A 13,187-nucleotide genomic window follows, 5' to 3' on the forward strand; every position below is an offset into this window, starting at 1 on the left:
CATTTTGCAGGGTTGTTGTAACCAATATCAAAACCTAAATTAAGGGAGGATATTCCAATGGCTGAAAAGGCAAAGTTCGACCGTTCTAAGCCGCATGTTAACATCGGCACCATCGGTCACGTTGACCACGGCAAGACCACTCTGACCGCTGCTATCACCAAGTACCTGGCTCTGAAGGGTGATGCAGAGTTCATGGACTACGCTAACATCGATAAGGCTCCTGAGGAGCGTGCTCGTGGTATCACGATCAACTCCGCTCACGTTGAGTACCAGACCGAGAAGCGTCACTACGCTCACGTTGACTGCCCGGGCCATGCTGACTACGTTAAGAACATGATCACTGGTGCTGCTCAGATGGACGGCGCTATTCTGGTCGTTGCTGCTACCGATGGTCCCATGCCCCAGACCCGTGAGCACATTCTGCTGGCTCGTCAGGTCGGCGTGCCCTATATCGTTGTGTTCATGAACAAGTGCGATATGGTCGATGACGAAGAGCTGCTGGATCTGGTCGAGATGGAGATTCGTGAGCTGCTGAGCGAGTACGACTTCCCGGGCGACGACACCCCGATCATTCGTGGTTCCGCTCTGAAGGCTCTGGAGGCTCCCAACGATCCCGAGGATCCCGCTTACGCTTGCATCAAGGAGCTGATGGATGCTGTTGATTCCTACATCCCCAACCCGGATCGTGAGGAGGACAAGCCCTTCCTGATGCCCATCGAGGATGTCATGACCATTTCTGGCCGTGGTACCGTTGCTACCGGTCGTGTTGAGCGTGGTATGGCCAAGGTTGGCGATGCTATGGAGATCGTCGGCATCAAGCCCGACCGTCTGAACACCACCATCACCGGTCTGGAGATGTTCCGTAAGTCTCTGGACTTCGCTGAGGCTGGCGATAACATCGGCGCTCTGCTGCGTGGTGTTGATCGTTCCCAGATCGAGCGTGGCCAGGTTCTGGCTAAGCCCGGTTCTGTGCACCCCCACAACGTCTTTGAGGCTCAGGTCTACGTCCTGACCAAGGACGAAGGCGGCCGTCACACTCCCTTCTTCTCCAACTATCGTCCTCAGTTCTACTTCCGTACCACTGACGTGACCGGCATCATCACCCTGCCCGAAGGCACCGAGATGTGCATGCCCGGCGATAACGTCATGATGCACGTTGAGCTGCTGACCCCTGTTGCTATGGAAGAGGGCCTGCGTTTCGCTATCCGTGAGGGTGGCCGTACCGTTGGTTCCGGCGTTGTTGGCAAGATCATTGAGTGATTTTGTCCTTGAACGTAAGTTCCAAGGCTAATTAGCAATTTATAAAGACCTTCCCGTTCCGGAGAGCGGGAAGGTCTTTTTGTTTGTTTATGGCAGCTGCAAACGGCTTTGTTTCACAGCTCCTTTACTGGGTCAGGGTGTTATAGCAGTCTGCAAAGGCGTGCAGAAAGGCGGTCGCTTCCTCTTCTGTGGTAAGGTGGCTCAGGCTGATGCGCCAAGAGGAAAGGGCGTTGCGCCGGTCTTGACTGACTGCAAGCACTGCGCGGGAAGGCAACCCATCGGACGAACAGGCGGATTTGACCGAGACGCATACCCCGCGTGTGTCCAACTCCCGCTGGAACACGGTACCCTTTACGCCCTGCACACTCAGGTTCAGGATATGTGGCACAGCGTTTGCCGGGCTGTTGATGCGTACTTTTGGATAGCGGGAAAGCTCTGCACGCAGCCGGTCATTCAGGCTGCGCACAGTTGCGGCGCGGGCTGGCAGCTCCGCAGTAGCCTTTTCCAAAGCCAGCGCCAGCGAGCAGGCAAGGGCTACGGTAGGTGTGCCGCTGCGGTAGGGGGTAGTGCTCTCTCCGCCGTGGATGAGGGGCGGCAGTGCCAGCCCCAGCCGCTTTACCAGCACACCGATGCCGTTGAGCCCGTAAAACTTATGGGCTGTCAGGCTCATGGTGTCCATGCCCTCAAACTGCACAGGAATTTTCCCCACAGCCTGCGTGGCGTCCACATGGAAATGGCAGTTGGGGTATGCCTTTAAAAGCTCTGCAATCTCTGCAATGGGCTGCACTACGCCCAACTCGCTGTCCACGGCAGTCACAGCAACCAGAACGGTGTCCGGGCGCAGCCGTTTTTTCAGGTCTGCAAGGTCTACTGTGCCGTCCGGCAGGATGTCCAGCAGCTCCACCTCGTATCTCTGCTTTTGCAGGGCCTCCAGACTGCCGCTGACGGACGAATGCTCCAGCGGAGTAGAGAGGATGTGCCTGTCCGCTGTACCTCCCAGCGCTGCCAGCCCCTTCACGGCAAGATTGTTGGCCTCACTTGCACCGGAGGTATAGATGATGCCCGCAGGCGGTGCGCCCAGACAGCGGGCAATGCTGCGGGTCGCCTCGTTTATAGCAGCCTTTGCGGCAGCGCCTGCCTGATGGTGGGCATTGGCATTGCCCGGGTAGCGCCGCTCGGCTTCGCAGAAGCATTGCAGCACCGCCTCGTCCACGGGGGTGTTGGCAGAGTAATCCAGATAGAGCATAGAGCCTCCTGTTATATCAACATATTATGATAGTAGGAAATAAGAACAGGCTCTATTATAGGGCATTCCGTCCAAAAGCGCAACCCCCGCAGCCCACGGCGCAGTGTAACAGGCAAGAAAAAGCTGTCAACACCTTGCTGGAAAGCCCAAAATCTGCTATACTTAACAAAAAGGCTGCGGCGTTGCTGCTGCCTTGCCGGAGCGGTTCCGGTTGTTGGAAAGAACACAAAAAGAAGGGGAGGAGCACAATGTTCAAGCGCGAGCGACTGCATAGCTGCTTCTTTCCCATTTTTGTGTGGAGGTCTTGTTCCTGAAATTCAGAGGCACTGCTGTTTCAACGGCAATGCCTCTTTTTTTGGGAATAACAGTATAGGAGGTTTTCTATGAGCGAAAAGATCGATTACTCCAAGGGCGTATACGACGCCAAAAAGCTGGGCACCGGCAGAATGTTTATTCTGGGTGTGCAGCATATGTTTGCTATGTTTGGCGCAACGGTTCTGGTGCCGCTGCTCACCGGCCTGAGCGTTTCCACCACTCTGCTGTGTGCCGGTCTGGGCACGCTGCTGTTCCACCTCATTACCAAAAAGAAGGTCCCGGCATTCCTCGGCTCCTCCTTTGCGTATCTGGGCGGCTTCTCCATCGTGGCTCCCATGCTGGCTGATGCCGATGGCAACCTGACCGTTGCCAACACTAAGATGCTGCCTTATGCCTGCGCTGCCATTGCATTCTCGGGTTTGGTCTATCTGGTGGCCAGCCTGCTGATCTCCACCTTTGGCATCCGCCGCATCATGAAGTTCTTCCCGCCGGTGGTCACCGGCCCCATCATCATCTCCATCGGTCTGATCCTTGCCCCCTCTGCTATCACCAACTGCCAGTCCAACTGGCTGCTGGCCTTTGTGGCACTGGGCACTGTTATCGTGTGCAACATCTGGGGCAAGGGCATGGTCAAGATCCTGCCCATCCTCATCGGCGTGCTGGTCTCCTACGCTGTGGCACTGGTCACCGGCGCAGTGGACTTCCAGAAAATCTCCGAGGCCGCCTGGCTGGGCATCCCCCTGCACAAGGAGGCTATGGGTCTGTTTGCCATTGACGGCAGCCCGGAGTTCATCAGCGCTCTGTTCACCATTATCCCCATCGCACTGGCTACCATGATGGAGCACGTTGGCGATATTGCCGCCATCAGCGCCACCGTTGGCCACAACTATATCAATGACCCCGGCCTGAACCGCACCCTGATGGGCGATGGTCTGGCCACCACCATGGCCGGTCTGCTGGGCGGCCCCGCCAACACCACCTACGGCGAGAACACCGGCGTGCTGGCACTGAGCAAGATCTACGACCCGCTGGTCATCCGCATTGCCGCTGTGCTGGCTATCATCCTGAGCTTCAGCCCCAAGTTTGAGGCCGTCATCAACACCATCCCTACCGGCATCATCGGCGGTATCAGCTTCGTGCTGTATGGCATGATCTCTGCCATCGGTGTGCGCAACGTGGTGGAGAACCGCGTGGACTTCACTAACAGCCGCAACCTGATCGTTGCCGCCGTCATTCTGGTGTGCGCACTGGGCTTCAACTCTGTGGGCGGCGTTGGCTTTACCGTTGGCAGCGTCACCATCAACCTGTCCGGTCTGGCTGTGGCTGCGATTGCAGGCATCCTGCTCAACGCCATCCTGCCCGGCAACGACTACGAGTTTGACGCCACTGCCGGTTCCGATGCTGCTACCAGCGGCAACCTGCAGGTCTGATTCCGGTAATGCGTCCAGTTTTCCATAAGGGAATTTGGGCATCCTGCCAGATTTTGATAAATAGGAATAATTCTTAAAGATACACTTGACTAACTAGGAATTATTCGCTATAATAGAGCCATGGAAAGGGAAGTACACAAAGCCCCCTTCCATGGCTCTTTCTATACCCGGCAGCGCGGCTGCCCAGCATAGAAGCAACAGGCGGGTGGTTTCCGTCCTGTATCATTTTTAACAGATCGAATGGAGGTAAATTCTTATGAAGAAATACGTTTGCACCGTTTGTGGTTATATCGCTGAGGGTGAGATCCCCGCTCAGTGCCCCGTTTGCAAGGCTCCCGCTTCCGCTTTTGTGGAAAAGACCGGCAACACCTACGTCACCGAGCATGTTGTTGGCATCGGCAAGGCAGAGGGCGTGCCGCAGGAGATCGTTGATGGTCTGCGCGCAAACTTCGAGGGTGAGTGCAGCGAGGTCGGTATGTATCTGGCCATGGCTCGCGTGGCAGAGCGTGAGGGCTACCCCGAGATCGCCGAGGCCTACAAGCGCTATGCTTACGAAGAGGCTGACCACGCATCCCGCTTTGCAGAGCTGCTGGGTGAGGTCGTGACCGACAGCACCAAGAAGAACCTGATGATGCGTGCTGAGGCCGAGTGCGGTGCCTGCGCCGGTAAGATGGATCTGGCCAAGAAGGCTAAGGCGCTGAATCTGGACGCCATCCACGACACTGTCCATGAGATGGCAAAGGATGAAGCCCGCCATGGCCGCGGCTTCGAGGGCCTGCTGAAGCGCTACTTCAACACCGAAGTCTGATAAGGGTTCCCCAGTTATCTATGCTGCCCGCTGCAAGGACATTCCGCCTTGCAGCGGGCTTTTTGCGTTTTAATCGTGGTGACGACTTCTTTCGTAAAAGTGGAGTACCGGAGCGTCCGCAGACGCTCCGGTGCTCTAAAACAAAAAAGGATCTTTCCTCTGAAGATGCGCAAAGCGAATGCGGCGCGCATTCAAAATCGTCCCGCGACAAAAAAGGCAGCTGCGCAGATTTTTGCGCAGCTGCCTCTTGCATTTTGTGGTGGCTGATACCCTTTACTGGATACCGGTAACGGGGTAATCCTGTGCCTCCACGGCTTTCTTCAGCACTTCATCATCCACCTCTGCGTTCAGGGTAACGATGGCAGTACCGGCTTCGTGGCTGACAACAGCCTCGTCCACCTGCGGCAGAGCTTCCAGCGCCTTCTTGACGCGGGCTTCACAGTGGGGGCACATCATGCCTTCTACGGTCAGGGTCTTTTTCATAGCGGTCTCCTCCTTTTGAGTTGTATCTTCCTCCGCTGCGGGCTGCACAAGGGCAGCGGGCAGGGCAGGGACGTGTTTGGGCGGGTGGTCACGCTTTGCGCTGTGCAGGTCAAACAGGTTCAGCCGCAAGGCGTTGCTCACCACGCAGAAGCTGGAAAGGCTCATGGCAGCTGCGCCGAACATGGGGTTCAGCGTCAGCCCTAAGGGGATGAACACACCGGCTGCCAGCGGAATGCCGATGATGTTATAGATAAACGCCCAGAACAGGTTTTCGTGGATGTTGCGCAGGGAAGCGCGGCTCAGCCGGATGGCGGCGGGCACGTCCGAGAGCTTGGAGTTCATCAGTACTACGTCCGCGGCGTCAATGGCTACGTCTGTGCCTGCGCCAATGGCAATGCCGGTGTCAGCGCGGGTCAGGGCAGGGGCGTCGTTGATACCGTCACCCACCATAGCTACCTTGCCGTACTTTTGCAGCTGCCGGATGACGGCCTCCTTGCCCTCGGGCAGCACCCCGGCAATCACCTCGTCCACCCCGGCCTGTCGGCCAATGGCCTCGGCGGTGCGCTGGTTGTCGCCGGTCAGCATCACCACGCGGATGCCCATATTCCGCAGCTCCCGGATGGCCTGCGGGCTATCCTCCTTGATGGTATCAGCTACCGCGATAACGCCCAGCAGACGACCTGCGCCGCCAAAGAACAGGGGCGTCTTACCCTGCGCAGCCAGTGCGGCAGACTGCGTTTGCAGCGCAGCAGGGATAACGACCTTTGTGCTAATAAATGCAGCGCTGCCGCCAAAGATCTCTTTGCTCTCCAGCTTGGCGGTAAGGCCGTTGCCCGGCAGGGCAGTAAAATCGGTAACAGAGGGCAGCTCCAGCTGCTTTTCCTCCGCATAGGCCAGCACTGCCCGCGCCAGCGGGTGCTCGCTGCGGCCCTCCAGCGCAGCTGCCAGCGTGAGCAGCTCGGTCTCGGTCACGCCCACAGCGGGCAGAAGGTCGGTGACGGTAGGCTCGCCGCAGGTGATGGTGCCGGTCTTGTCCAGCGCCACGATGCGGGTACGCCCGGCCTCCTCTAGCGCCGCAGCGGTCTTGAACAGGATGCCGTTTTTTGCGCCCAGGCCGTTGCCTACCATAATAGCCACTGGCGTTGCCAGACCCAGCGCACAGGGGCAGCTGATGACCAGCACCGAGATGCCCCGCGCCAGTGCGTAGCCGACGTCCCGCCCCAGCAGCAGCCAAACAAGGGTGGTGACCACTGCAATGCTGATGACCGCAGGCACGAAAAAGCCGGATACGGTATCTGCGATCTTTGCAATGGGTGCCTTGGTAGCAGCGGCATCGCTGACCATGCGGATGATCTGCGCCAGCGTGGTGTCCTCGCCCACGCGGGTAGCACGGCACTGCAGATAGCCGGACTGATTGGTGGTGGCGGCGCTTACCTTATCGCCCACGGCCTTGTCTACCGGGATGCTCTCGCCGGTCAGCGCGCTCTCGTTCACGGCACTGCTGCCCTCCAGCACAATGCCGTCCACCGGGATGTTCTCGCCCGGGCGCACCACAAAGATGTCCTCCTTCTGTACCTGCTCAATGGGTACGGTCACCTCGGTGCCGTCCCGCAGCAGGGCAGCGGTTTTGGGGGCAAGCTTCATCAGGCTTTTGAGCGCATCGGTGGTCTTTCCCTTGGAGCGCGCCTCCAGCATCTTGCCCACCGTGATGAGGGTCAAAATCATGGCGGCAGACTCAAAATAGAACTCCATCATATAGTGCATGACCAGTTCCTCGTTGCCGTGCAGCTGTGCATCGGTCATGGCAAACAGGGTGTAGGTGCTCCACACAAAGCTTGCCATCGAGCCCATAGCCACCAGCGTATCCATGTTGGGGGAGCGGTGCACCAGCCCTTTGAAGCCATTGATGAAAAATTTCTGGTTGATCACCATCACGATGCCTGCCAGCAGCAGCTGTACCAGCCCCATGGCAATGTGGTTGCCATCGAACCAGCGGGGAAGCGGCCAGCCCCACATCATGTGCCCCATGGAAAAGTACATCAGCACCAGCAAAAAGCCCAGCGAGGCGATGAGCCGCCGTTTCAGCTTGGGCGTTTCGTGGTCTGCTAGAGCATCCAGCTCTGCGCTGGTGCTGGCCGCTGCGGCGGCTTTTTTGGGGCTTGCGCCGTAACCGGCCTGCTCTACGGCACGGATAATGGCGGCATCCTCAGCGGTGCCTTCTACGCCCATGGAGTTGGTCAGCAGGCTTACCGAACAGCCGGTGACGCCCGGCACGCTCTTTACGGCCTTTTCTACCCGGGCAGAGCAGGCCGCGCAGCTCATGCCGGTAACGTTGAATTGTTCCATTGTTGTTTCTCCTTGTGGTCAGTCTGCCCGGCGGGCGGTCATTTCATCAGCTTGGGCAGCAGCCGGAGCAGCTCCTCCAGCTTTTCGTCACTGCCGGCACGCAGGTCATCCGCTACGCAGCTGCCGATGTGCTGTGCCAGCAATTCCCGGGAAAAGCTGTTCAGCGCCGCATTGGCTGCGGCTACCTGTACCAGAATGTCCACACAGTAGGCGTCCTTTTCCAACATCCCGCGGATGCCGCGCACCTGCCCTTCAATGCGGTTCAGCCGGTTGAGCAGAGCTTTGTGTTCCTCCGGGCTGCGCACTTTGTGGCGGCAGCAGCAGGGGACAGCGGTATCTGCCGCAGCGTCCGCTTCCGGCGTATCAACGCAGCAGCAACAGTGCTTTTTGGTCTCTTCCATATCGGAATCGCTCCTTTCATAAACCCCCATGGGGTATATTTTCTTACAACAGCAGTATAGCACATAATATCCGACAATTCAAGTAGGAAATGAAATATAAATAGTACAGCTGACAAAAAAATGGTTCGGAAACGCCGCAGGCGTTTCTGAACCATAAATTAAAAGATGAAATTCCGCTGAACATGGCCAGAGCGCACGCGAGGGTCATTCAAAACCGTTGCACATAAGAAAACGAGGGAAGCCCGCAGGCTTTCCCTCGTTGTAAGCTCTTACTTTACTTCCAGAATGCGCGGTGCAAACAGGCTCCACATCTTGCCCCACCAGTACCAGTCGTGGGAGACGTCACCGCCCCAGATCTCCAGATGCGCGGGCATACTCTGATCCTTCAGCAGATCGGCCAATGCCTGCGTGTCGTCCAGTGCATCGCCCTCGTAGGCACCCTGACCGGCGCAGAGGATCAGGCTGTTCTCCTCAGCCTTGGCCAGCGCAGGCTTGTTGGCAATGCCGTTCTCCTGCAAATAGGAAAGGGGAGCGCAGCGCAGCACCATGTCATCGCTGTCGGTGCCCCAGAATCGGGTCAGGTCGTAGATGCCGCCCATGCCCACAGCACCTGCAAACAGGGTGGGACGGCGCAGACGGCAGTGGACGGCGTGGTAAGCGCCCAAGTCTACACCGGCAGTCCAGATCCGGGTGCCCTTTTTGGCGTTGTTCAGGGTCAGAATACGGGGAGCAAGCTCAGCGGTCAGGTAGACGAAATACTTCTCCTGCAGCTCGGCGCGGCGGCGCTGGGGCAGATCACCGTTCAAAAGGCCTTCGCCGTCCATGGCATCTGCGCAGAACAGCTGCACCTTGCCCTCGTTCAGCAGCTGGGCAATGGCATCGGGCATTCCGTTGTTCTCCCAGTCATAAAAACGGCCGCCGCGGGCGGGCAGTGCCAGCACCGGCACACCGGCATGGCCGTACACCTTAAACTCCATCTCACGGCCAAGAACCGTGCTCCACTCTTTGTAATAGGTACCCTGGATCATAAATCAAGCACTCCTTATTTTATCATTCACCGGCCCGGGCACAGTCGCTGCGCACCGGTGCCGGATTTGGAAGCTATAATCAGACAAACTGGTTGCGCTGCGGGTCGTAATCGTAGCCCACAGTGTGCAGTTTTGCGCACAGACCGGCCTTGTCGGCCTCCAGATCTTCGCACAGCGCATCGAGATCCTTATACTGATCCCGCAGTTTCAGGTTCACCACGCTCAGCAGCATGATGGGATCAACAGGCAAAGACATTTTATTTCTCTCCTTGCGGCAAATAAAAAAGCCGGCCACTCGACAAAGTGACCGGCCACATACACCAAATTAGACAGCGCGGGTAACTTTGCCAGCGCGCAGGCAACGGGAGCATGCGTAGACATACTTGGGAGAGCCCTCCACGACCGCCTTGACACGACGGACATTCGGCTTCCAGGTACGGTTGGAACGGCGATGAGAGTGAGAGACCTTGATACCAAAGGTAACACCCTTGCCGCAGCATTCACACTTAGCCATGGTAATTGCACCTCCTACAGTGAAGTATGGAATCAAAATAATCAGCTTGACTATTTTACCAGAGATACAAAGAAAAAGCAAGTCTTTTTTTAAATTTTCTGTAGCTTTTTGCATTCCCGGTGCTGTGGGGCTTGTGCAGGACACAAAAAAATAGTATTATAAAGAAAGAAATTCGTTTTGACAGGAGATTTACATGACCACACAGGCAACCTATTATATCATCCGCGCACTGGTGGCGCTGGTGGCCATCCCGTTCCACGAGGCCGGCCATGCGCTGGCAGCATGGCTGCTGGGCGATGCCACCGCCAAACGCGAGGGGCGTCTTTCACTGAATCCCTTTGCGCACTTTGACCTGCTGGGCACCCTGTGCATGGTGTTTGCAGGCGTGGGCTGGGCAAAGCCTGTATCCACCAACCCCCGCAACTTCAAAAACCCCAAGTGGGGCATGGCGCTTACGGCACTGGCAGGCCCGGTGGCAAACCTTGTGCTAGCTTACCTTGGTATGGTGGCATGGAAGGTAATGTACTATTGGGCACCGGTCAATAACGCCACCATTTACATTGCCATGTTCCTGCGCTATCTGGTGCTGATGAACGTCAGCCTTGCGGTGTTCAACCTGATTCCGGTGCCGCCGCTGGACGGCAGCCGCATTCTGCTGGTGGTACTGCCGCAGCGCATCTACTTTGGTCTGATGCGGTACGAAAAATATATCATGATCGTCATGCTGGCAGCGGTGTGGGGCGGCTTTCTGGATGTGCCGCTCTACTACCTGAACAACGTAGTGTGGTCGCTTTTGGGCGCAGGCACCGGGTATATTGATAAGATCGCCTACACCGTTTATGCCAGCAGCCTTGGGGCGGTGATCTGAGTGGCAGAGGAATTGACCTTCCATCTGGAAGATTTTGACGGCCCGCTGGAATTATTGCTGGCTCTGGTGGCCAAGCATAAGATGGACCTGCACAATATCCCCATCCTGCAGCTGATCGACCAGTACACCCGCACCGTGGAGCAGGCTGACCCTGACCCCGAGACCGCCAGCGCCTTCATTGAGATGGCGGCGCATCTGGTGGAAATGAAAAGCTTTCTGTTGCTGCCCCGCAGCGAAGAGGGCGAGCGCATGAAACAGGAACTTACCGGCCAGCTGATTGAGTACGACCAGTGCCGCCGCATGGCGGCTCTGCTGCGCGCAAAAGGGGAGGCTGCCCCGGTATTCGTGCGCCGCCCCATGGAAGTGGAGTGGGATAACACCTACGCATTGCACCATGCCCCGCAGATCTTGGCGGACTACTGGCAGGCGTTGGCAGGCCGCACCAAGACCCGCCGTGTGCCCACCCAGCAGCAGTTTGAGCCGCTGGTCACCGCGCCCATGGTATCGGTCACCAGCCGGGTGGTGTACATCCTGCGCCGGATGCTGGGCGGCACCGTGGCAAAAATGGAGCAGCTGTTTTCCCGCAGCCAGAGCCGCAGCACCAACGTAGCTACCTTTCTGGCGCTGCTGGAACTGGTGCGCGGCGGACGCATCGCGCTGGACGACCGGGGAGCGTTGACCATGCGCCGCACCCGCCCGGAACGCAATAAGGAGAACCCATGAACCAGAAACAAATCCTTGCCGCCGTGGAGGCCATGCTTTTTGCCTGCGGCGACCCCATAGGTGCCGATAAGCTGGCACAGGCGGTGCAGCTGCCCCAGTCCAGCGTGGATGCCGCACTGGAGACCCTGCACACCCGCTATCAGAGGGAGGACAGCGGCCTGTGTCTGCTGCATCTGAATACCCGGTGGCAGCTGGCTACCAAGTCCCAGTGGGCAGACTGTGTGCGCCGCGTGCTGGACAGCCGCCGCGCCGTACCGCTTGGCCCTGCGGCCATGGAGACCTTGACCGTCATCGCCTATAATCAGCCGGTGTCCCGCGCCTTTATTGAGCAGGTGCGCGGTGTGGATTCCTCCTCCAGCGTGTCCGGTCTGCTGGAAAAGGGGCTCATCGAGGAAGCCGGACGTCTGGATCTGCCGGGTCGCCCGGTCAGCTTCCGCACCACCGATACCTTTTTGCGTGTGTTCGGCCTGTCCAGTCTGGCAGACCTGCCGCCGGTGCACAGCGACGCACCGGCAGATGATCCGACCGAAAGTGAGGGCTGATCCATGGGCATGGTTCTTTCCGCAGTGGGCGCTTGTCTGCTGTTCATCCTCAAGGTGGTGGGCATCCTGCTGCTGATTTTGTTGGTGCTTGCAGCGCTGTTGTTGCTGTGCCCCTTCTGCGCGGATGTCTGCTGGGAAAATGATACCCTTACCGTAAAAGCCGGGGCACTGGGCATCACTTTTCCGGTGTTCCAATACCCAAAGCCGGAACCTCCCGCCCAGCCGGAGGAGCCCAAGGGCTTTACCGGCAGACTGAAAGCAAAATTCCGCGCATGGCGTGCGGAGCGTAAGCGCAAAAAAGCTGAAAAAAAGGCTGCGCAGCCCGCAAAGCCTAAAGCCGAAAAGCCGCCCCGCCAAAAGGCAAAGATCACGCTGGATGTGATCTGCACCATGCTGCGGGGCGTGGGTACGCTGCTGCGGGCAGTGTTTGGTGCCGTCCGCTTTACAAAGATCTCGGTCTGCCTTGGCGTGCGCGGGGACGACCCCGCCGCAGCTGCCCGCAATTACGGCAAGCTGCAGGCGTGGCTGTACCCGACCCTTGGCGTGCTGGACCACTTTTTCTTTCTGGAATTTGACCAGCTGCGCGTTCTGCCGGACTTCGGCAGCGCCCAGCCTACTGTGCAGGACAAGGTGTCCTTCCGGGTCAGCGCACAGGCGCTGTTCATCGTTATCGCCGCCGTGCGGGTGCTGTACGAGTTCTGGCGCAAAAAAGTATTGGACATCTTTATATAAAGTGTGGTACACTAAATCTATATCAGAATGCTTTCCGGCGGCCTGCTGCCTGCACGGATGAATAAAGGAGAGTTGTTTTATGGCAGAGCATCCTATTCAGGGCCTGATGAACGTTACGATGGAGAAAATTCACCAGATGGTGGACTCCAACACCATTATCGGCAAGCCCATCACCACCGAGGATGGCATCACCATCCTGCCGGTGTCCAAGGTGAGCTTCGGCTTCGCTTCCGGCGGTACCGATTTTAACGGCAAGAACGCTGCCAACAAGGATCTGTTCGGCGGCGGCTCCGGTGCCGGTGTCAACATTCAGCCGGTGGCATTTCTGGTCATCAAGGATGGCTGCGTGCGCACCATCCAGCTGTCGGATAGCTCCAACAGCATCGACCGTGCCCTGACTATGCTGCCCGAGCTGGTAGAAAAGCTTACCACTCTGGTCAAAAAGGACGCCAAGGCACCTGCAGAGGAGCCCAAGGCAGAGTAACCTTTTA

14 protein-coding genes are annotated in these 13,187 nt (G+C 57.8%); 8 read left to right on the forward strand and 6 right to left on the reverse strand.

Annotation, left to right across the window (positions count from 1 at the left end; all coding sequences use genetic code 11):
• The first annotated feature begins 57 nt into the window (after positions 1–57).
• A complete protein-coding gene (gene tuf, locus C7J97_RS01675; RefSeq protein WP_005926172.1) occupies positions 58–1,260 on the forward strand; it encodes an elongation factor Tu in 1,203 nt (400 codons plus the stop codon).
• A 124-nt stretch (positions 1,261–1,384) separates the two neighbouring features.
• On the opposite strand, the gene C7J97_RS01680 is transcribed toward tuf, so the two are convergent.
• Positions 1,385–2,506: a cysteine desulfurase family protein gene (locus C7J97_RS01680; RefSeq protein WP_113991859.1), complete on the reverse strand. Its 1,122-nt coding sequence runs from the start codon at positions 2,504–2,506 to the stop codon at positions 1,385–1,387.
• Between the two features lie 383 nt (positions 2,507–2,889).
• Here C7J97_RS01680 and C7J97_RS01685 point away from each other — a divergent pair, with 383 nt between their 5' ends.
• Positions 2,890–4,251: a uracil-xanthine permease family protein gene (locus C7J97_RS01685; protein ID WP_015538452.1), complete on the forward strand. Its 1,362-nt coding sequence runs from the start codon at positions 2,890–2,892 to the stop codon at positions 4,249–4,251.
• Between the two features lie 256 nt (positions 4,252–4,507).
• A complete protein-coding gene (locus tag C7J97_RS01690) occupies positions 4,508–5,059 on the forward strand; it encodes an NADH peroxidase (RefSeq protein ID WP_005926148.1) in 552 nt (183 codons plus the stop codon).
• 273 nt (positions 5,060–5,332) lie between these two features.
• On the opposite strand, the gene C7J97_RS01695 is transcribed toward C7J97_RS01690, so the two are convergent.
• The 5 genes from C7J97_RS01695 to rpmB all read right to left on the reverse strand — a co-directional run bounded on the left by C7J97_RS01695 (position 5,333) and on the right by rpmB (position 9,831).
• On the reverse strand, positions 5,333–7,888 hold the full coding sequence (locus tag C7J97_RS01695) for a heavy metal translocating P-type ATPase (protein WP_113991860.1): 2,556 nt from the start codon (positions 7,886–7,888) through the stop codon (positions 5,333–5,335).
• Positions 7,889–7,926: 38 nt separating this feature from the next.
• Positions 7,927–8,289, reverse strand: a complete 363-nt coding sequence (locus C7J97_RS01700; protein ID WP_015538454.1) for a metal-sensing transcriptional repressor — start codon at positions 8,287–8,289, stop codon at positions 7,927–7,929.
• A 269-nt stretch (positions 8,290–8,558) separates the two neighbouring features.
• Positions 8,559–9,317: an esterase family protein gene (locus tag C7J97_RS01705; RefSeq protein WP_113991861.1), complete on the reverse strand. Its 759-nt coding sequence runs from the start codon at positions 9,315–9,317 to the stop codon at positions 8,559–8,561.
• Positions 9,318–9,396: 79 nt separating this feature from the next.
• On the reverse strand, positions 9,397–9,573 hold the full coding sequence (locus tag C7J97_RS01710) for a DUF4250 domain-containing protein (protein ID WP_113991862.1): 177 nt from the start codon (positions 9,571–9,573) through the stop codon (positions 9,397–9,399).
• 69 nt (positions 9,574–9,642) lie between these two features.
• A complete protein-coding gene (gene rpmB, locus C7J97_RS01715) occupies positions 9,643–9,831 on the reverse strand; it encodes a 50S ribosomal protein L28 (RefSeq protein WP_080545321.1) in 189 nt (62 codons plus the stop codon).
• A 193-nt stretch (positions 9,832–10,024) separates the two neighbouring features.
• On the opposite strand from rpmB, the gene C7J97_RS01720 reads away from it, so the two are divergent.
• The 5 genes from C7J97_RS01720 to ytfJ all read left to right on the forward strand — a co-directional run bounded on the left by C7J97_RS01720 (position 10,025) and on the right by ytfJ (position 13,180).
• Positions 10,025–10,699, forward strand: coding sequence for a site-2 protease family protein (locus C7J97_RS01720; protein WP_113991863.1), 675 nt, complete (start codon positions 10,025–10,027; stop codon positions 10,697–10,699).
• Complete coding sequence (locus tag C7J97_RS01725) at positions 10,700–11,422, forward strand: segregation and condensation protein A (protein ID WP_097783908.1); 723 nt, start codon at positions 10,700–10,702, stop codon at positions 11,420–11,422.
• Positions 11,419–11,964, forward strand: a complete 546-nt coding sequence (gene scpB / locus C7J97_RS01730; RefSeq protein WP_113991864.1) for an SMC-Scp complex subunit ScpB — start codon at positions 11,419–11,421, stop codon at positions 11,962–11,964. Before C7J97_RS01725 ends, scpB begins: the two co-directional genes overlap by 4 nt.
• A 3-nt stretch (positions 11,965–11,967) precedes the next feature.
• Positions 11,968–12,696, forward strand: a complete 729-nt coding sequence (locus C7J97_RS01735; RefSeq protein WP_113991865.1) for a DUF2953 domain-containing protein — start codon at positions 11,968–11,970, stop codon at positions 12,694–12,696.
• Positions 12,697–12,775: 79 nt separating this feature from the next.
• Complete coding sequence (gene ytfJ, locus C7J97_RS01740; RefSeq protein ID WP_005926114.1) at positions 12,776–13,180, forward strand: GerW family sporulation protein; 405 nt, start codon at positions 12,776–12,778, stop codon at positions 13,178–13,180.
• Positions 13,181–13,187 lie beyond the last annotated feature (7 nt).

This window comes from Faecalibacterium prausnitzii (genome assembly GCF_003324185.1).
GTDB classification, from domain to species: Bacteria; Bacillota; Clostridia; order Oscillospirales; family Ruminococcaceae; genus Faecalibacterium; species Faecalibacterium prausnitzii.

What these genes read in the sequence shown, in the direction of transcription:
- tuf (WP_005926172.1), top strand. Translation starts at nt 58, where the DNA reads ATGGCTGAAAAGGCAAAGTTCGACCGTTCTAAGCCGCATGTTAACATC.
- C7J97_RS01680 (WP_113991859.1), bottom strand. Translation starts at nt 2,506, where the DNA reads ATGCTCTATCTGGATTACTCTGCCAACACCCCCGTGGACGAGGCGGTG.
- C7J97_RS01685 (WP_015538452.1), top strand. Translation starts at nt 2,890, where the DNA reads ATGAGCGAAAAGATCGATTACTCCAAGGGCGTATACGACGCCAAAAAG.
- C7J97_RS01690 (WP_005926148.1), top strand. Translation starts at nt 4,508, where the DNA reads ATGAAGAAATACGTTTGCACCGTTTGTGGTTATATCGCTGAGGGTGAG.
- C7J97_RS01695 (WP_113991860.1), bottom strand. Translation starts at nt 7,888, where the DNA reads ATGGAACAATTCAACGTTACCGGCATGAGCTGCGCGGCCTGCTCTGCC.
- C7J97_RS01700 (WP_015538454.1), bottom strand. Translation starts at nt 8,289, where the DNA reads ATGGAAGAGACCAAAAAGCACTGTTGCTGCTGCGTTGATACGCCGGAA.
- C7J97_RS01705 (WP_113991861.1), bottom strand. Translation starts at nt 9,317, where the DNA reads ATGATCCAGGGTACCTATTACAAAGAGTGGAGCACGGTTCTTGGCCGT.
- C7J97_RS01710 (WP_113991862.1), bottom strand. Translation starts at nt 9,573, where the DNA reads ATGTCTTTGCCTGTTGATCCCATCATGCTGCTGAGCGTGGTGAACCTG.
- rpmB (WP_080545321.1), bottom strand. Translation starts at nt 9,831, where the DNA reads ATGGCTAAGTGTGAATGCTGCGGCAAGGGTGTTACCTTTGGTATCAAG.
- C7J97_RS01720 (WP_113991863.1), top strand. Translation starts at nt 10,025, where the DNA reads ATGACCACACAGGCAACCTATTATATCATCCGCGCACTGGTGGCGCTG.
- scpB (WP_113991864.1), top strand. Translation starts at nt 11,419, where the DNA reads ATGAACCAGAAACAAATCCTTGCCGCCGTGGAGGCCATGCTTTTTGCC.
- C7J97_RS01735 (WP_113991865.1), top strand. Translation starts at nt 11,968, where the DNA reads ATGGGCATGGTTCTTTCCGCAGTGGGCGCTTGTCTGCTGTTCATCCTC.
- ytfJ (WP_005926114.1), top strand. Translation starts at nt 12,776, where the DNA reads ATGGCAGAGCATCCTATTCAGGGCCTGATGAACGTTACGATGGAGAAA.